This window comes from Kribbella monticola, assembly GCF_003261635.1.
GTDB lineage: Bacteria > Actinomycetota > Actinomycetes > Propionibacteriales > Kribbellaceae > Kribbella > Kribbella monticola.
This window is the reverse complement of sequence record NZ_QFXK01000039.1, coordinates 251,715-270,017: the sequence shown is the minus strand read 5'-3', so window position 1 is coordinate 270,017 and position 18,303 is coordinate 251,715. Positions and strand designations below refer to the sequence as shown.

16 protein-coding genes and 1 riboswitch are annotated in these 18,303 nt (G+C 68.5%); of the genes, 9 read left to right on the top strand and 7 right to left on the bottom strand.

Annotated features, from left to right (window positions below):
• Nucleotides 1-7: 7 nt before the first annotated feature.
• Nucleotides 8-1,252 (bottom strand): NRAMP family divalent metal transporter, encoded by a 1,245-nt coding sequence (locus DIZ26_RS32655; RefSeq protein WP_232828764.1) that lies wholly within the window; start codon nt 1,250-1,252, stop codon nt 8-10.
• 169 nt (nt 1,253-1,421) lie between these two features.
• Between DIZ26_RS32655 and DIZ26_RS32650 the strand changes: the two genes are divergently transcribed.
• The 4 genes from DIZ26_RS32650 to DIZ26_RS32635 all read left to right on the top strand — a co-directional run bounded on the left by DIZ26_RS32650 (nt 1,422) and on the right by DIZ26_RS32635 (nt 4,833).
• Complete coding sequence (locus DIZ26_RS32650) at nt 1,422-2,150, top strand: GntR family transcriptional regulator (RefSeq protein ID WP_198676395.1); 729 nt, start codon at nt 1,422-1,424, stop codon at nt 2,148-2,150.
• Nucleotides 2,151-2,171: 21 nt separating this feature from the next.
• The gene (locus tag DIZ26_RS32645) at nt 2,172-2,942 is read left to right on the top strand and encodes a putative hydro-lyase (protein ID WP_198676394.1); all 771 of its coding nucleotides are present in this window, start codon (nt 2,172-2,174) and stop codon (nt 2,940-2,942) included.
• Between the two features lie 19 nt (nt 2,943-2,961).
• A complete protein-coding gene (locus DIZ26_RS32640) occupies nt 2,962-4,386 on the top strand; it encodes an aminopeptidase P family protein (protein ID WP_112248408.1) in 1,425 nt (474 codons plus the stop codon).
• Between the two features lie 210 nt (nt 4,387-4,596).
• Complete coding sequence (locus tag DIZ26_RS32635) at nt 4,597-4,833, top strand: hypothetical protein (protein WP_112248407.1); 237 nt, start codon at nt 4,597-4,599, stop codon at nt 4,831-4,833.
• A 1-nt stretch (nt 4,834) separates the two neighbouring features.
• Here DIZ26_RS32635 and DIZ26_RS32630 read toward each other — a convergent pair whose 3' ends face one another.
• On the bottom strand, nt 4,835-6,328 hold the full coding sequence (locus tag DIZ26_RS32630) for an alpha/beta hydrolase (protein WP_232828763.1): 1,494 nt from the start codon (nt 6,326-6,328) through the stop codon (nt 4,835-4,837).
• 118 nt (nt 6,329-6,446) lie between these two features.
• Here DIZ26_RS32630 and DIZ26_RS32625 point away from each other — a divergent pair, with 118 nt between their 5' ends.
• Entirely contained in the window at nt 6,447-6,776 is a 330-nt protein-coding gene (locus DIZ26_RS32625; protein WP_112248405.1) for a DUF3817 domain-containing protein, read from the top strand.
• 78 nt (nt 6,777-6,854) lie between these two features.
• A riboswitch (glycine riboswitch) is annotated at nt 6,855-6,947 on the top strand.
• Between the two features lie 79 nt (nt 6,948-7,026).
• Entirely contained in the window at nt 7,027-8,400 is a 1,374-nt protein-coding gene (locus DIZ26_RS32620; protein ID WP_112248404.1) for an L-serine ammonia-lyase, read from the top strand.
• On the opposite strand, the gene DIZ26_RS32615 is transcribed toward DIZ26_RS32620, so the two are convergent.
• A complete protein-coding gene (locus tag DIZ26_RS32615) occupies nt 8,387-9,061 on the bottom strand; it encodes an alpha/beta fold hydrolase (RefSeq protein ID WP_112248403.1) in 675 nt (224 codons plus the stop codon). The two genes, DIZ26_RS32620 and DIZ26_RS32615, sit on opposite strands and share 14 nt — an antisense overlap.
• 137 nt (nt 9,062-9,198) lie before the next feature.
• Nucleotides 9,199-9,894, bottom strand: coding sequence for an SDR family oxidoreductase (locus DIZ26_RS32610; protein WP_112248402.1), 696 nt, complete (start codon nt 9,892-9,894; stop codon nt 9,199-9,201).
• A gap of 102 nt (nt 9,895-9,996) precedes the next feature.
• Between DIZ26_RS32610 and DIZ26_RS32605 the strand changes: the two genes are divergently transcribed.
• A complete protein-coding gene (locus DIZ26_RS32605) occupies nt 9,997-10,848 on the top strand; it encodes a helix-turn-helix transcriptional regulator (protein ID WP_112248401.1) in 852 nt (283 codons plus the stop codon).
• Nucleotides 10,849-11,046: 198 nt separating this feature from the next.
• Here DIZ26_RS32605 and DIZ26_RS32600 read toward each other — a convergent pair whose 3' ends face one another.
• Nucleotides 11,047-12,003, bottom strand: a complete 957-nt coding sequence (locus DIZ26_RS32600; RefSeq protein WP_112248400.1) for a RodZ family helix-turn-helix domain-containing protein — start codon at nt 12,001-12,003, stop codon at nt 11,047-11,049.
• 137 nt (nt 12,004-12,140) lie between these two features.
• Complete coding sequence (lysX, locus tag DIZ26_RS32595) at nt 12,141-15,497, bottom strand: bifunctional lysylphosphatidylglycerol synthetase/lysine--tRNA ligase LysX (protein WP_112248730.1); 3,357 nt, start codon at nt 15,495-15,497, stop codon at nt 12,141-12,143.
• 59 nt (nt 15,498-15,556) lie between these two features.
• On the opposite strand from lysX, the gene DIZ26_RS32590 reads away from it, so the two are divergent.
• Both DIZ26_RS32590 and DIZ26_RS32585 read left to right on the top strand, forming a co-directional pair.
• On the top strand, nt 15,557-16,243 hold the full coding sequence (locus DIZ26_RS32590) for a DUF998 domain-containing protein (protein ID WP_112248399.1): 687 nt from the start codon (nt 15,557-15,559) through the stop codon (nt 16,241-16,243).
• Entirely contained in the window at nt 16,240-16,986 is a 747-nt protein-coding gene (locus DIZ26_RS32585) for an alpha/beta fold hydrolase (RefSeq protein WP_112248398.1), read from the top strand. The genes DIZ26_RS32590 and DIZ26_RS32585 overlap by 4 nt, the downstream gene beginning before the upstream one ends.
• A gap of 29 nt (nt 16,987-17,015) precedes the next feature.
• Here DIZ26_RS32585 and DIZ26_RS32580 read toward each other — a convergent pair whose 3' ends face one another.
• Nucleotides 17,016-18,266, bottom strand: a complete 1,251-nt coding sequence (locus DIZ26_RS32580) for an ROK family transcriptional regulator (protein ID WP_112248397.1) — start codon at nt 18,264-18,266, stop codon at nt 17,016-17,018.
• Between the last annotated feature and the right edge of the window lie 37 nt (nt 18,267-18,303).

Genomic DNA, 18,303 nt, shown 5'->3' with positions numbered 1-18,303 from the left:
CAGCTCCTCAGGAGAACAGTTCGAACACCGGCTTGACCGAGCGGACGGCCAGGTAGATGGTCAGCAGCCACGCCGCACCGCCGATCGCCAGCAGCCAGCGCGGGTAGTGGTAGCCACGGAGCAGATCTGGACGCTGCCATGCCACCCAGAGAAGCACACCGATCCCGACCGGCAGCAGCAGCCCGTTGAAGGCCCCGGCGAACACCAGCAACTGGGTCGGGGCAGTTCCGATCGACAGGAAGATCACCGTGCTCACCGCGATGAACGCGACCACCAGGATGGTCCTCGTACGGTCGGTCGTCTTGGTCCGCGAGGTGATGAAACTGACCGTCGTGTACGACGCGCCGATCACGCTGGTGATCGCGGCCGCCCACAGCACCACCCCGAAGGCGCGCAGCCCGAACTCGCCGGCCGCGTGCTGGAACGCCGAGGCCGCCGGGTTCTTCGGGTCGAGCGTCGCGCCGCCCGCGACCACGCCGAGGATCGCCAGGAACAGCACGATCCGCATCAGGCCGGTGATCAGGATGCCCGTGATCGAGCCACGGCTGATGTCGCGGACGTGCTGCGGCCCGGACAGGCCCGAGTCCAGCAGGCGATGCGCACCGGCGTACACGATGTAGCCGCCGATCGTGCCGCCGATCAGCGTGGTGATCGACAGGAACTGGACCTGGTCGGGCAGCACCACGTTCTTCAGCGCCGTACCGACCGGTGGGCCGGAGGTGATCGCCATGTACGTCGTCAGCGCGATCATCAGGACGCCGAGCACGAGCACCACCCGGTCCATCGCCAGCCCGGCCCGCTTCGACAAGAAGATGCCGATGGCAATCACCGCGGACAGTGCGCCGCCCCACTTGGGATCGAGGCCGAGCATCGCGTCGGTACCGAGACCGGTACCGGAGACGTTGCCGATGTTGAACACGAGCCCGCCGGCGAACAGCAGCGCGGCCATCACCGAACCGAGGCCGGGCACGACCAGGTTGCCGAGCTCCTGGGCCCGTCGGCCGGAGACCCCGATCACCCGCCAGACGTTCAGCTGCAGCGCGATGTCGACCAGGATCGACGCCGCGATGGCGAACGCGAACGCCGCGCCGAGCGAGACCGTGAACGTGGTGGTCTGGGTGATGAAACCGGGACCGATGGCCGAGGTCGCCATCAGGAACATCGCGCCGACCAGGGTCGACCGGGTGCTCGTCTTCATCGTGGTGTCCGGCGTCTTCTTGCCGGCCGCGGGCGGTAGCTGCTTGTTCGGCATGGCGGGCTCCTGGGTCTCAGAAAGCTGTCGGGCGGTGCTCCTGTACTGCGGTCAGTAGGTGATCGATCGCCTTCGGTGAAATTGAGAGTAGAGATTGTTCAACAATCCTGCAAGACTCTTGTTCCACCAAAGTTTCCTCTTGAGCCCAGGAGTGAGCGATGATGCGAAGGTGTCCACCCCGCAGCGCACCGACGACGAAGACCGGCAGGCTTGGCTCCGCGGCGTCGCTGCCGACATGGCCCGGCTGGACCGCAGCAGTTCCGCCGAGCGAGCCGCCGACGTACTACGGCGCAGCATCACCGAGGGAGCGCTCCGGCCGGGCGCTCAGCTCTCCGAGATCGAGCTCACCGAGGTTCTCCAAGTCAGCAGGAACACCCTGCGCGAGGCCTTCCGGCTGCTTACCCACGAAGGGCTGTTGGTCTACAAGCTGCACCGCGGCGTCTTCGTGCCGGAGCTGGACGAGCGCGACGTGGTCGACCTCTTCCGGCTCCGCAGAGTGCTCGAAGTCGACGTCGTGCGCGGATTGTCCGAGCGCGACCCCGAGCTGCCGGCGAGCAGGCTCGAGCCTCTGCACGCCGATGTCGAGAGCGCCAGAGCCGCCGCGCTGGCGGGCACCTGGCCCGCGGTCGGTACTGCGAACATGGGTTTCCACCGCCACCTCATCGGCCTCGCCGACAGCCCTCGCCTGGACGCCATCACCAGCCGGCTGCTCGCCGAGCTGCGTCTGCTCTTCCATGTCATGGCGACGCCGCGGGAACTCCACGAGCCGTACATCGCCCGCAACCAGGCCATCTTGGAGCTGCTCGAAGCCCGGGAGTACGAGGATGCGGCCGACGACCTGCACCGCTACCTGGTCGACTCCGAGAAGGGCCTGCTCGCCGCGTTCAAGGCGCGCTAGTACTCCGTGGGCAGGTGCGCCGTGCTGACCCCGGCCGACGCGCGTACGGCGTACCGGGGTGGTCTGGTCGCGCCGACGACCGGGCATGCGCCGGGATTCACCCAGGCGAATCTGGTCGTGCTGCCCCGCGAATGGGCCTACGACATGTTGCTCTTCGGGCAACGGAATCCGACGCCGGTGCCACTGCTGGACGTCACCGACACCGGCTCCTTCCGTACTGCGCTGGCGCCCGGGGCCGACCTCCGAACCGACCTGCCGCGCTACCGGGTGTGGCAGGACGGCGAGCTGGTCGACGAACCGGGTGACGTCGTGGACCTGTGGCGCGACGACCTGGTGAGCTTCCTGATCGGCTGCAGTTTCAGCTTCGAGCAGGCCCTGCTGGACGCGGGCGTTCCGGTTCGGAACCTGGAGCAGGGGCGCAATGTGGCGATGTACCGGACCTCGACCGAGTGCCGTCCCGCCGGCCGGTTGCGCGGCCCGCTGGTGGTGTCGATGCGGCCGATCCCGGCCGCGTTGGTGGCGACCGCCGTACAGGTGACAGCGCGGATGCCGCGGGTGCACGGAGCACCTGTCCACATCGGTTCACCGGCCGATCTCGGCATCGCCGATCTGGCCCGGCCGGACTTCGGTGAACCGGTTTATGCCGAGCCCGGTGATGTGCCGGTCTTTTGGGGTTGCGGAGTGACACCCCAAGCTGCGTTGATGGATTCACGGCCCCCGTTCGCGATCACCCATGCCCCCGGGCACATGTTCGTGACCGACGTGCCGGACAGCGCCTATCGACAGCTCTAGCTTCCAGGGGGAGCAAAGCATGACTGATGACCGGACCGAGGAACAGCGCAAGTCGTACCGCCCGATCGACGCGAAGGGGTTCCGGGAGTCGATCAGCCGGAACTGGGGACCGGTGGATCGGTCGGTGGTGCTGCCCGACGGCCTGGCGGAGGCGGCTGCGGAGCACCGGCGGCAACTCACCGCAGCGCTGCCCGGCCGACGGATCGCGATCGCCGCGGGGCACTCGCCGGTCCGGTCGAACGACACCGACTACCGGTTCCGCGCGGACAGCGATTTCGTCTGGCTGACCGGTTGCCAGGCCGAGGGTGCCGTGCTGGTGATCTCCGCCGACGGCGACTCGACGCTGTACCTGCGCGAGACGGCCGGCCCCGACGAGGTCGACTTCTTCGCGAACGCGCGCGACGGGGAGCTGTGGATCGGCCCGGTGCCGGGACTGAAGGACTGGTCCGACGCGCTCGGGATCGCCTGCCGCCCGCTCGAGGAGCTCTCCTCGGCCGTGCGCGGCGCCGTACCGTTCATGCTCGCGACGTACGGCGTGGACCCGGTGCTCGACGGGCTCGTGCGCACCTCGCCGTACGACGGGAACTCGCTGCGGCAGACGCTGGCCGAGTTGCGCCGGATCAAGGACGACTGGGAGCTCGATCAACTCCGCGAGGCCGTCGCCGCGAGTGTGCAGGCGTTCGCCGATGTCGCCCGGGAGCTGCCCGAGGCGGTGCGCGGTGGTGGTGAGCGATGGCTGGAGGGGACGTTCGACCGGCGCGCCCGGAGTGCGGGTAACGGCGTCGGCTACGCGTCGATCGTTGCTGCAGGCAACCACGCGCCGGTGCTGCACTGGGTGCGGAACGACGGGGCCGTTCGCGAAGGCGACGTGATCCTGCTCGACGCGGGGGTGGAGACACGGACGCTGTACACCGCCGACGTCACCCGGACCTTCCCGGTCACCGGCGAGTACACGGCCGCCCAGCGCCAGGTGTACGACCTGGTGCACCAGGCACAGCTCGCCGCACTCGACGCGGTTCGCCCAGGCGCGCCGTACCGGGCGTTCCAGTACGAGGCGATGCGCGTGCTCGTCGAGGGATTGCGGGACTGGGGCCTGATCGACGTCTCGCTCGACGAGGCGCTCGGGCCCGACGGCCAGCAGCACCGGCGGTATGTCGTGTGCGGGCTCGGGCACTACATCGGCCTCGACGTGCACGACTGCGACGCGGCCCGGCCGGAGACCTACTTCGCCGCGGACCTGGAGGTCGGAATGGCACTGGCGGTCGAGCCCGGTCTCTACTTCCACCCGAACGACGAGACGGTCCCCCCGGAGTTGCGCGGTATCGGCATCCGGATCGAGGACAACGTGGTCGTGCACGCCGACCGGACCGAAATCCTCACCGCCGACCTGCCGATCACCGCCGACGGCCTGGAGCAGTGGGTCAAGGCCAATCTGCCCGGCTGAGCACTACCGGGTGTTACGAAAAGATCACTGAGAAAAAGTTGGTCACGTGCTGTAACACTCGGCAGGCCGGGACCGATGTAGCGAGCGGGGGAGGGTCAAACTCGGCCCGGCGCGTGGCAGTGGGGGGCCGCGACCACGCGCCGGCCGGGCTGACCCCGACTGGGACCCGGGGGGGACCCAGGGCTTTTCTTGGTACGGGGGGATTTTTCGATGAACCTGCGAGTGCGGGTGGTGCGCTGCGCGTGCACCGGGGGGCATCACTGGTATGCCGACATCGACGACGCCGACGACTCGCAACCCGACGATCCGTTCTGGTTCGTCGACGGCTGCCCGACCCAGTCGCGTGCGCTGGAGACCGCCTGCGCCCAGTTGCAGTTGCTGTCGGGCGAGGCGATCTCCGGTCGCCAGCTCACCAGGGTCCAGGAAGCTCACCTGGTCCACGTCTGAGTCAGCCGGTGGGCTGCACCGCCGGGCAACTGGTTCCGCGGGGAGGGACCTGCAATGACACCAGGTACTTGTCGATGGTGGCCTGCACGCACGGGCTCTTGTTGTAGCTACCGTGCCCCCAGCCCTGGTACGTCAGCAGTACGCCGTTGCGGCCCAGTTGGTGCGCCACGTCCGTCGCCCAGTTGTAGCCAGTGGCAGGGTCATGGATGGCGTTGGACAGCAGGATCGGGGTCGTCAGGTGTCGTACGGCCAGGCTCCGCTGGGGATTCGGCGCCGGGGGAAGACCGAGACAAGACGTGACGGCGATCAGCTGACCCGGGTACTTGAAGTCCGGCGTGTTCCGGGCCAGCCGCTTCAGATAGCCGGCGAACTCGCGGTAGTCGCGCACCGGCAGGCTGAAGTCGCGGCAGAACGGCGCGATCGTGTTCGCCTGCAGACCGGACGGGACCGGTGGCTGAGCGGTCGGCGGCTCGCTTTCGTCGAGCTGTTTCAGTACCTCGCCGAGCTTGGCCCACTGCGGTGTGTAGAGCAGTCGGAAGACGGCGAAGGATAGGAAGAACGGAGTCGTCGCGTACTGCGGGCGCTGCGGATCCGGTAGCTCGCCACGGCCGGCCCTGGCGAGCAGATCAGCCCACAAGGCGTGGACATCACGGCCGTGCAGGGCGCAGGTGGTTGCCGAGTCGCACCACTTCACGAATTCGTCGAAGGAGTTCTGCGCCGCCGTGGATTGCGCGTCGAGGAACTGACGGGTCGTCGCGGCGCCGTGGTCGAACACGCTCTCCAGGACGATGGCCCGGACATTCCTCGGGTACCGCTCGGCGTACTGCTCGCCGAGGAGCGTCCCGTACGAGCTGCCGTGGAAGGTCAGCTGCGATTCCCCGAGAGCGATTCGGATCGCGTTGAGGTCCTGGACGGTCTGCAGGGTGTCGATGTGGTCGTACAGCGGCCCGGTGTTCGCCTTGCAGTCCTCGGCCAGCTTGCGGTTGTAGGCGATCGTCCGGTCGAACTCGGCCTGGCTGCCGATGATCGGCGACGGCTGCTGGGCGAGCAGAGCGGCCGAGCACTTCACCGGGTTGCTCCGGGCGATTCCCCGCGGGTCGAAGCTGACGATGTCGAAGCGGTTCTGCAGCTCGGCACTGAAGCGGCTCATCCCGGTTCTGATCCGGTCGACACCGGAGTCGCCCGGGCCGCCCGGTCCGAAGATCAGCGAGCCGACGCGCGTTTCCTTCGCAGTACGGCGTGCTACTGCCAGGGCGAAGGTGGGTCCTGCTGGGTGGTTCCAGTCGATCGGTACTTGGAGGGTGGCGCACTGCGAGCCCTTGATCAGCTCCTTGTCCTCCTCGGTATCACCCGGCTCGGGCTGACAGTCCTTCCACTGCAGGGCTTTGGCGACGGTTGGTGGTGGCTCGGCGATGGCTGGTACGACGGCGGCGCCGGTCGAGGCGATGCCGAGGAGCGCAGCCCATGCGATGGTCCGGCTGGGTTTGAGCAGCACTTCGGATCCTTTGGTCGGGGATGGTTCGATCCTCGGCAAACGTCTTCCGCGGCGCATCGGGGTTGTCCCCGGACCGATCCCCCGCGTGGGTTGGGGACTTGTTAGGGTCACTGGTCTGATGACTGAGACGACGCTCGACGCTCCCGTCCGGCCGAAGCACGCGACCTGGTTCCGCGCGGTGGCGATCGCCGAGGCGGTGTCCTGGACCGGACTGCTGATCGGCATGCTGTTCAAGTACGTGCTGTCCGACAACGAGCTCGGCGTACAGATCTTCGGCCCGATCCACGGCACGATCTTCATCGCCTACGTGATCACGGTCGCCGTTGTCCGCAAGCCCCTTGCTTGGACCTGGCCGACCACCCTGCTCGCGCTGGCCGCCAGTATCCCGCCGCTGTTCACCTGGTTCTTCGAACTCTGGGCCGAGCGGACCGGCCGCCTGACCCGCTGAACTCCTTCGCCGGATTGACGGCTGCGGTCGGCTCGCCGTACGGTCACGGCGTCCGACTACAACCGCACAGCAGCCGCATGAACCCGTGCGGGAGAGACCCGGGCTCGACCCGGGCGCCGTAGGAGCAACTCTCCCCAAGAATCTCTCAGGCACCTTCACCGCACGGGCGAGGCACCTCTGGAAGACGTCAGGTCTGACAGAGCGGGGAGGCAAACCAAACGGTCAACGACGACCGGAAGGAATCCTCCAGATGGCGATCAGCGTCTTCGATCTGTTCAGCGTCGGGATCGGCCCGTCGAGTTCCCACACGGTGGGACCGATGCGAGCCGCCCGTACCTTCGCCCTCGGCCTCGCCGCCGACGGCCTACTCACCCGTACCACGGCCGTCGAGTCGCAGTTGTTCGGCTCGCTCGGCGCGACCGGGCACGGGCACGGCAGCAACAAGGCGGTCCTGCTCGGACTGGAAGGTGAAGACCCCGAGACGGTCGACACCCGGTCCGTCGACGACCGGGTGCAGGCAATCCTTGCCGCTCGCCGCATCCTTCTGGCGGGCGAGCACGAGATCGCCTTCGATCCCGACACCCAGTTGGTGATGCACCGGCGCAAGGCGCTGCCCTACCACCCGAACGGGATGACGTTCGTCGCCCGGGCCGCCGACGGCGCCGTACTGCGGGAGCGCACCTACTACTCGGTCGGCGGTGGTTTCGTGGTCGACGAGAACGCCGCCGCGGGCGACCGGATCGTGCTCGACCGGACCCCGCTGAAGTACCCGTTCCTGACCGGCGCCGAACTGCTGGACCGTTGCCGCGAGTCGCAGCTGCCGATCAGCGAGGTGATGCTCGCGAACGAGCTGGCCTGGCGGACCGAGCCCGAGATCCGGGCCGGCCTGTTGCACATCTGGCAGGTGATGCAGGACTGCGTGCAGGAGGGCTGCGAAACCGAGGGCGTGCTGCCGGGTGGGTTGAAGGTGCCGCGCCGGGCGCATTCGCTGCACCAGAAGCTGAGTCGCGATCCGTGGTCGACCGATCCGCTCAAGGTGATGGACTGGGTCAACCTGTTCGCGCTGGCGGTGAACGAGCAGAACGCGTCGGGCGGCCGGATCGTGACCGCGCCGACGAACGGTGCCGCCGGCATCATTCCCGCCGTACTGCACTACTACCGGCGATTCGTGCCTGGGGCAACGGATGACGGGGTGGTCCGGTTCCTGCTGACCGCTGCCGCGATCGGCGTTCTCTACAAGGAGAATGCGTCCATCTCGGGTGCCGAGGTGGGCTGTCAGGGCGAGGTCGGGTCGGCCTGCTCGATGGCGGCGGCCGGGCTGTGCGAAGTACTGGGTGGCAGTCCGGAGCAGGTGGAGAACGCGGCCGAGATCGCGATGGAACACAATCTCGGCCTGACGTGTGATCCGGTCGGCGGTCTGGTGCAGATCCCTTGTATCGAACGGAATGCGATGGCCTCGGTGAAGGCGATCAACGCGGCCCGGATGGCGATGCACGGCGACGGCGTGCACGTCGTCACCCTGGACAAGGTGATCAAGACGATGCGCGAGACCGGCGCGGACATGAAGATCAAGTACAAGGAGACTTCCCGTGGCGGCCTCGCCGTCAACGTCATCGAATGCTGAGCGCCGCCGGATCCTCGACATGGGCGTTGTGACCAAGGCCCGGCAGTGTGATCACCTTGTCGTGCAGGGCGGTGAGCTGGGCGTCGGTGTTCATCGGATCCAGCTCACCCCGAGCCAGTACTACGGAAGCCTGGCTGGCCCGTAGTAGTTCGGGCATGTCGGGCGCGCCGACACCGAAGGCCTTCGGATCCAGGGCGAGTCGCCAGCGGTCGCCTTCGTGCTGCAGGCCGTGGTCGACGGAGTCGTCCGACGGATCGACCAGGCCCTGTAGTCCGGAGACTTTGAGGTAGCGGGCGGCTGCCTCGTCGCGAGTGTCGAACCAGGTGATCGGGCGCTGCGCCAAGGCGGCGGCCTTGGCGAGTTCGTCGGCCGACCAGACCACCTTGACGCCCAGAGCGATCACGGTGGCAACCTGTACGCCGTACCGGCCGCTCGCGAGTTCGAGCGCGATGACACCGCCCAGCGAGTGGCCGATGACGGTGAGGTCGTTGCTGCCTTGGAGCTCCTCGGCGACGGCGGCTGCCATAGAGGAGAACGTGTACTCCGGCAGGCGCGCCGCCGTGCCGTGACCGGGGAGATCGGGTGCTCGCCGATCGTCGACCGGCCAGCCGTCCCACACGCGGTGGGTCGCGCCGAGGCCGTGCAGCAGCAGGACTGTCATCGCAGCAGCCTCGCACAGCGATCGCCGGCCCGCTTGCCTCGGGCGAGCCGCTGGCACAGCGCGGGGTGGCCCTGCGGCCGCTGGCGCGGGGCGGTGTCGCTGCGGCCGCTAGCTCGGCGCGGTTGCGTCGGGCCGCGCTACCAGGGCATGGTGCCGGTGAGGCTGAGGTATTGGGCGGTTGGGCCGGTCTGGTCGATGCGGGCGAGGCGGACGATGATCTCGGCGCCCTCTTCGATCGTCTGGTAGCCGTTGTGGCCGTTGAAATCGGTGGCGGTGTAGCCGGGGTCGACGACGTTGATCCGCAGCCCGGGGTACTGGCGGGCGTACTGGATGGTGAGCATGTTCAACGCGGCCTTGGACGACGAGTAGGCGAAGGTCGGCACCCAGACCGGGGCGGCGTCCTTGTTGCCTTCGGGGTCGGCGGCCACCGTCAGCGAGCCGAGACCGCTGCTCACGTTGACGACGACCGGGTTGTCGCTCTTCTCGAGCAGGGGCAGGAATGCTTGGAGCATCCGGACCACGCCGAAGACGTTGGTGTCGAAGACCTGCTGGAACTTCGCCGCGTCATCGTCCCTGCTGCCTGGGATGCCGGCGTTGTTGACGAGGACGTCGAGGTGACCGACCTCGTCCTGGATAGTCTGCGCCGCCGCGCGGACCGAGTCGTCGTCGGTGACGTCGAGCTGGACGAAGCGGCCGCCCAGCCGGTCGGCCGCTTCTTTGCCACGGCCGAGGTCGCGGGCGCCGACGTACACGGTGTGCCCGGCGGCGATGAGTTGACGGGCGGTTTCGAAGCCGAGGCTCTTGTTGGCCCCGGTGATCAAGGTTGTTGTCATGCTTCGACTCTGCTCGGGCCGGCGGAGATCAGGTAGCGCACGGGTTTGCCTAGGGAACCGCAGTACCAGGCTGTTGTGTGCAGGCTCGCGGATACTGGACGGGTGGGAGAACTCGGGAAGACCTTGCATGCCTGGCGCGACCGCGTGGGCCCTGCCGAAGCCGGTCTGACGACAGGCGGCGTACGGCGTGCGCCGGGGTTGCGGCGCGAGGAGCTCGCTCAGCTGGCGGGGCTATCGGTCGACTACGTGATCCGGCTGGAGCAAGGCCGGTCGTCCACGCCGTCTGTCCAGGTGCTCACCGCGCTGGCCCGGGCGCTCCGGCTTTCCGATGCCGAGCGCAACCATCTCTTCGCACTGGCGGGTCAGGTCGAACCGTCGGCGGCCTACATCTCGACGTACATCCCGCCTGGGGTGCAGCGGCTGGTCGACCAACTCGAGGGCGCACCGCTCAGTGTCTGCGACGCGGCCTGGAACCTGGTCAGCTGGAACTCCTTGTGGGCCGCGCTGCTGGGCGACCCGTCCGGCCTGCGAGGTCGCGATCGCAACGTCATCTGGCGGCACTTCGCTCCGTCGGCGGCGAACCTGCCGGGTGGCTTCAACCGCGTCGTCCAGACCCCCGAACAGGCCGAGCACTTCCGCGCGGCGATGGTCACCGACCTCCGCGCGGCCACCGTGCGCTACCCCAAGGACGCGGACCTGCGCGCGCTGATCAAAGACCTCCGCGAGGCCAGTGACCTCTTCGCCACCCTCTGGGACGCCCGCCCGATGGCCTTCCACGGCTCCGAACGCAAAACCGTCAACCACCCCGACGTCGGCCCCCTCACCCTCGACTGCGACGTCCTCACCGCCCCCGGCAGCGACCTCCGCCTCGTCGTCTACACAGCCACCCCCACCTCGGACTCCGCCGAAAAACTCCGCCTCCTCTCAGTCCTAGGCCTCCAAACCCTCACCTGAGCAAACAGCCGGTTCGCGGCGGGTGGTCTCGTGCGTCCGCGCCACTGCCTCACCCAGTTCTGTCAGCCCTCGGCACACCGGTTGAGGTCCTGCGTGCCACCGCCTTCAGCGCACTCTTCCCACCCGCCCCAACCCCGCACCCACCAGGCGCGACGCAGGCGCGCCGCCCATGGGTGGGTGGGAGCTGGGTGGGGAGGGTCAGAAGGCGTCGACGTTGCTGGTGGAGGCGTTGCCCAGGAGGCTGGGTTTGAGGCCGATCTTCCAGCCTTCGTTCTTGCCGAAGCCCTGGTCGAACTTGGAGAAGCTGCAGTCGGAGCTGAACTGGCGGCGCTTGGCGTTCCAGTCTTTTCCGGTCTTGTAGTAGATGTGGTACTTCCCGCCGATCCGGCTGATCGTCGCCGTCTTCTTCGCCTGCACGAACATCATCACGTGCGGCTTGCTGGGCGGCTGACCGTCGGTGACGACCGAGATCGCGACGTCCTTGTCGGTACCGTTCTCGACCTGGAGCCGGCCGGCGCCGCGGGCGCCGGAGCGGACGATGATGTCACCGTTCGACGGGCGCTGGTCGGCGGGCTCCGGGCCCAGGTCGGGCAGCGTGCTGCCGAAGCGGATGCCGGCCTTCTTCAGCAGCGCAACGGCACTGGCCAGATCGGCGGTCAGCTTCCGCTGCAGGCTCTGCGACGTGTAGACGACACCACCGCACTTGGCGTTGGAGACCGCGTCGTCGTTCTCCGTCCCGGACAGGTTGTCGCTGGCCGCCTGCAGACGCGCCTGCAAAGCCTTGTGCGCCGCGGCTGCGGCAGCCGGCGGCTTGACGTCCTCGAGCGCAGACTTCTCCGTCTCCAGCAACTGCGACAGGCCGGTCATCGCAGTGGCCAGATTGTCGCCGTTGTTGGCCGTGCCGAGAGCCTTGATCGCCGGAGCGAGCCGGGCATCCAGCTCGGTCAGACTTGTCTGGTACTGCGCCGCTGTCAGCGGGCCGGCCGGTGTCGTGACGACCGGCGTGGGCGTCTCCACCGGGTCGCTGCTCGTCGTGACCGGCGCCGAGGTCGACTGCGTCGTCGTCGTGCCGGCGTTGTCCTTCGACGAGGTGCCGCACCCGGTCGCCAGACCGACCACGGCAAGCCCGATCGTGACGCACAAAAGCTTCTTCACACTGCCCCCCAGATCTCGTCGTCCCCTTGAGAACAAAGCTTAGGTGGGCCCACCGACAACGGCGACCCGACTGTCCACAAGGGTGCAGACGCGACGAGCAGGACCCTGGTTCCAGCCGATCAGAGCCGCGGCACCGATCAGAGTCGCGGGGCCGGCCGGACGAAGGGGAAGGCCAAGGTGGCGCGGATGTTCTGACCGGTGAGCATCATCATCACCCGGTCGACGCCGATACCGAGCCCACCGGTCGGCGGCATCGCGTACTCGAGTGCGCTGAGGAAGTCCTCGTCCAGCGACATCGCCTCCGGATCGCCGGCGGCGGCCTTCAGCGACTGCTCGGTGAGCCGGCGTCGTTGCTCGACCGGATCGACCAGCTCGGAGTACGCCGTACCGATCTCCGCGCCGAAGGCGACCAGGTCCCAGCGCTCGGCCAGCCGCGGGTCGGACCGGTGGGTCCGGGTCAGCGGCGACGTCTCCAGCGGGAAGTCGGTGTAGAACGTCGGCATCGTCGTGGCCGGCTCGACCAGTTCGTCGTACAGCTCCAGGACCAGTTCGCCCGGTGACAGGTCGAACGCGACGTGGACGCCCTTCTCGGCGCACAGTTCGCGCAACCGCTCGCACGACGTACCGGAGTCCACCTGTACGCCGGTCGCCCGACTGACCGCCTCGTGCACGGAGATCACCGGCCATTCGCCGGAGATGTCGAGTTCGCCGTCGGGCCGCTTGACCACCGGTTTGCCGAAGACCGCGGTGGCCGTCTCGATCAGCAGTTCACGGGTGAGCTCGCGCATCGTGTGGTAATCGGCGTACGGCTGGTAGGCCTCGACGGAGGTGAACTCCGGGTTGTGCGTCGCGTCCGCACCCTCGTTGCGGAAGTTCCGGTTCAGCTCGAAGATCTTGCCCATCCCGCCGACGCTCAGCCGCTTGAGAAACAGCTCGGGCGCGATCCGCAGGAACAGCTCGGTGTCGTAGGCGTTGATGTGCGTGATGAACGGCCGCGCGTTCGCGCCACCGTGCACGGCCTGCAGCATCGGTGTCTCGACCTCGATGAAGCCGCGCGTCTCGAATCCGTTGCGCAGGGCCCGTACCGCCGTACTGCGGTGTCGCATCATCCGCAGTGAGTCCGGGTTCATCACCAGGTCGAGGTGGCGCTGGCGGACCCGTGCCTCGGCGTCGGTGAAGCCCTTGCGCTTGTCCGGCAACGGGTGCAGGCACTTGGCCGCCATCACCCAGCCGGCGGCCGCGATCGACAGCTCACCCCGGCGGCTCGTCACGACCTCACCGGTGATGCTGACGTGGTCGCCGATGTCGACGAGCCGGCGCCACAGGCGCAACGCCTCGGCACCGCACGCCTCTGCTGTCAGCATCACCTGCAGTTCGGCCAGACCGTCCTGCAGCTGGGCGAAAGCGAGTCCACCGTGGTTGCGCATCCGGGTCACCCGGCCGGTGACCGAAGCCTGCTGGCCGGTGTGGTGATCGGGCGGCAGGTTGTCGTGCAGCTCGCGGATGCGTTCCAGTGTTTCCGTTCGAGGAACCGAGACGGGATACGGATCGATGCCGGCGGCAACGAGTTCGGCGAGCTTGGTCCGGCGGATCTGCTCCTGCTCGGTCAGTCGCCGGTCCGGCAGGACCGGACGCAGGAGTTCCTGCTCCTGCTCGCGCACGGCCGCGTTGAACCGGCCGCCGTCGGCCGCCCTGATCGCGTGCCGTTCGGCGGTCTCGACCGTGTCGACGCGGGTCCACGGCCGAGGCGCGGGCAGGAAGCCCTCGGCTGTCCCGGCCGCCAGCAGCACCTGCGCGAGCGAGGCGCCGCGGGAGTAGCAGATCAGCCGGGGCGACCAGCGGGGCAGGTATTTCTCGTTCGACTGGTACAGGCTCTCCAGCTGCCAGAACCTCGAAGCAGCGGTCAGCAGCGCGTTGGTGAGCCGCAGTACGGGACCGGCGCCGACTCGCTCGGCGTCGCTGAAGATCTCCCGGAACATGGCGAAGTTCAGCGAGATGTGATGGACGCCGAGGTCGCTGCAGGCGTCCACGAGCGAGGCGACCATGAACTCCATCAGCCCGTTCACCGACTCGGGGTCGCGGCGCATCAGGTCGAGCGAAACGCCCCGCACACCCCACGGTACGAAGGACAACAGCCCTCGTACGGCGCCTTCGGAGTCGCGCGCGATCACCATCACGCAGCGCGCATCGGCCGGGTCACCCAGCCGCCCGAGAGCCATCGAGAACCCGCGCTCGGTCTGTGCCCCGCGCCACTTCTCGGCCAACCGCACGTACTCCTGCAGGGCCTCCGGGGACAGGTCGCCGTGACGGCGCACCTCGGCGTGGTACCCGGCTCGCTGGGCGCGCGTGACCGCCTGCCGGACCGGTCGCATCGTCCGGCCTTCGAGGCTGAAGTCGGCGACGTCGATGATTGCCTCGTCACCCATTGCCAGCGCGCGCAGGCCCGCGTCGACATAGGCGTGCGCGGCCTCCTCGCTCGCGGACAGGACGGCAGGGGACCAGCCGTAGACGCGGGCCTCGGCGAGCCAGCGTTGGATCGCGGCGGGCCAGGCCACCGGATCGCCCAGTGGGTCACCGCTGGCGAGGCTGACTCCGTTGACCACCCGATAGGCGATCGCAGCGTTGTTGTCGGGGGAGAAGATGACGGCTTTGTCGCGCCGGGTGGCGAAGTAGCCGAGTGAGTCGCGTTCGCCGTACTGGAGCAGGAGCCGGCGGACCTGGAGTTCCTCCGCCTGGCTGAGGTAGCGGACCCGGCGTACCGACCGCAGGAAGATCGCGAAGGCGATCACCAGGGACAGCGCGGACAGGAAACCGACCGTCAGGCCGACCCAGTTGTGACCCGAGTGGTCGCCGCCCATCGTCGTCCGGCTCTGCCCGAGGGCGGCGAAGATGGCCCAGCCGACCTTCTGTTTCTGCCCGTGCAGCGTGTGCGGGAACACCTGGGTGAGCGTGATGCTGACCGCGGTCGAGATCAGCAGGCCGGTGATCAGTACGCCGACGGCGATCCGCCGCGTTCCGGGTGCCAGCCGGGCCGGGAAGGCGCCGCGGATCCGCCAGAGCAGCCAGATCATGCCCAGCGTGACGATCAGGCTGGCGACACTCCACTCGAGGTCACCGATGCCGAGCTTCTCGAAGTCCGGTGTCTTCAGGTCCGGGTCGTCCGGGTTGGCGATCAGCACGCTGAGGAAGCCCACCGCGGCGATCCGGCCGAGCAGCCACAGGCCCTCGAAGACGAACAGCACCCACAGCAGCGCCGCCCGCTTGCCCCGCCGCAGCGCGCTGCCGACGACCGCCAGATAGACGGCCGACAGGAAGGTGTGACCCGCCGGGATGCCGAAGAACTCGATGACATCCTCGACGTCCGCGACGAAGTCCGGCGCGAACAGATGCACGGGGACCGCGATGAACGAGCAGACCGCAGCGAACAAGACGGCGCGACCGACCCACACCGCGGCCCGTTGCTGCCACTTGGGGATCACCTGTTCCGATGACACCTGACTGATCATCCCACCTACCAGGCCACACCTTTGCGCGGTGTGCGACTCTGGCCGACATGTTGGCCGTCCCCGACCGGTTCCAGTACCGGCTGATGCGCGATGTGATGGTCGCGGCCGCGGTGCTGTACTGCAGCTTGTTGCTGGAAGTGGCGGCCGGATTCCCGCTGAATCTGCACTATTCGTTTCTCAGCGAACTCGGCGCCAAGGACCAGCCGACGAGCCCGTACGCCCGCGCGATGGACCTCGGCTCCGGCGTGTTGCTGGCACTCGCCGCCGTCCTCGGCCGGCCGGCCGCAAAGATGCATCGCGACGTGGCCGGCCTCTTGGCCGGCGCGGCCGTGTTCGGTATCGGCACGATGTCCGATGCGCTCCTCCCGATGGACTGCGCGCCTTCACTGAGCCAGGCCTGCCGCGAAGCCGAGGCGAATGGTCAGGTCGGATTCGCCCTGTTCCTGCACGAGGCCACCTCCACGCTGGCCGACCTCGGCAGCATCGCCATGAGCATCTTCGCCGTTCTGATACTGCGTCGCCTGGGCTGGCGTGGCGTGCTCGCGAAGGTGGTCGCGGTACTGGCGGCAGGCGTAGCGATCACCCAGGTCTGGCTCGGGATCGAGGTCGGCCTCGAGGTGCTGACCGGCAACGATCTGCACCCGCCCGGCCTCCTGCAGCGGGTCTCCGTCCTGCTGGTTTGCTTATTCATGGCGACACTGTTGCCAGGTCTGAGGCAAGCTTTCACCCGATGAGCGCATCCTGGATCGTGCTGCCCGGCCTGGCCGAGACTCCCGAGGAGTTCGACCGGGTCCTCGAACTGTTGCCCGGGCGCGACGTCCGGGTCGTCGACCCGTGGCAGACCCCGGTCGCCGCTCCGCTGGACGAGTTGCGAGCGGCAACGACCGCCGGTACGCCGGTATGCCTGGCCGGCCACTCGATCGGCGGCCTCGCCGTACTGCGGTGGGCGCTCGTGCACCCCGGCGAGGTCGAGCGCCTGGTCCTGATCGACACCAGCCTGACCTCGGAGACCGGCTGGAGCTGGCTCTATCCAGGCACCCGGGCCGACCGGGCGATCCGGTCGTTCCTCACCTTCGTCGGCCGCACCGGTCTGACCCGGCTGATCGGGCCTACCCTGCGGCGGCTGCTGGTCTGGGTCGGGAGTGCGACCAACCGCGATTTGTTGTCGAAGGCAACCGCCAGGGCGCGGTACGGGGCGGCGGACTCCTGGTTGCTGTTCTGGGACGATCTGGCCAACAGCTGGACGCTGGCCGCCGAGGTGGCCGAGCTGCTGAAGGATCCGCCGCCGGACCTTCCGCCGACCGTCTTCCTGGTCGCCACCGGTGGCAGCTCCCGCTTCACCGCGAAGAGCTGGCTGGCCGGTCAGCGCGAACTCGCCGCCAAGCTCAACACCACCGCCATCGAAGTGCTCAGCGACTCAGCCCACCTGGTCCACCTGGACCGCCCCGACGCGATCGCGAAGGCGCTCAGCGACTAGTTCGCCAGGGACCAAGGAAAAGACGGAGGTCAGGCGGGCGTGGTCAGAGCAGGAGTAGGAAGCTTGCGCTGCCAGACCTCGTCCAGTGCCATCCGCATCGCCCCGGTGACCACGGCGTCCTCAGCAAGTGCCGACAACTCCAGCTTCGGGTGGTTCAGCGTCAGCAACCGGAGCTGGTCGGAGATCGCGTCGAGCAGCACGGCACCCGCTCGCGCCACGCCGCCACCGATCACCACGGCAGTCGGGTCGAGAACCAGTACTGCGGGCGCCAGCGCCCTCGCGAAGTCCCGCGCGACCTGCTGCACAACAGCCTGCGCGACCGGGTCCCGCTCCGCAGCAGCGGCGAACACGTCGGCCGTGTCCAGCTGATCACGGCCTAGCTCTGCCAGCCGCGAGTCGGGATTGGCCAGCGCTGCCTGCCGCCCGAGCTCGGCGATCGCCTCGGAGCCGACCGCGCGTTCCAGCGGACCGCGGCTGTCCTCGGGGTTGATCACGTCGTCCGGTGCGGTAGCGATGAAGCCGATCTCACCCGCAGCGCCCGTACCGCGGTGCAACCGGCCGTCGATCACGATGCCGGCGCCGAGACGCTCACCCCACTGGACCGCAAGCAGGGTCCCGGTGCCGCCACGGGCCGCGGCGATGGCCAGCGCGGCGAGGTTGGCGTCGTTGTCCAGCATGACCGGGCAGTCGAGCAGGCTGCGAACGTGCTTGGTCAGGTCGACCGCGGACCAGCCGGGCACGCTCGGCACCAGCTGGACGCGACCGGTGTGCTCGTCCACGATGCCCGGGCTCGCGGCCACCGCGGCCGCGATGTCCTCGGCCGGTACCTCGGCCTCGGCGAGTGCTTCGGTGATCACCTCGCTGATGACCCCGAGCAGCTCCTGAGCGCTCCAGCCCGGACCGGACCGGCGTACCAGGGAAAGCTTGCGGCCGGCCAGGTCGGAGACGCCTACGGTGACCCGGTGCGGACCGACGTCCAGCCCGAGCACCGGCGCGGCTCGGCCACGCAGCGACACCCGGATGGCCGGACGGCCGAGTGAGCGGTCCGCCGAATCCGGGCCGTGTTGCTGCAGCCAGCCGTTTTCCAGCAGTTCGTCGACCGCCTGGGCGACGGTCGGTCTGGCCAGACCCGTCCGTTCCACCAGTTCGGCGACCCGCAGCGGGGCCGGTGCGGAGCGGCGGACCGCGTCCAGCACGGCCGCGACGTTGATCCGGCGCAGCATCGTCGTACCGCCGCCGCCGACCGTTCCCTTGCCCATGTCCGACCCCTTGCCTGCCACTCGCCCATCCTATATACAAAGCGAGCGTTCATAAATG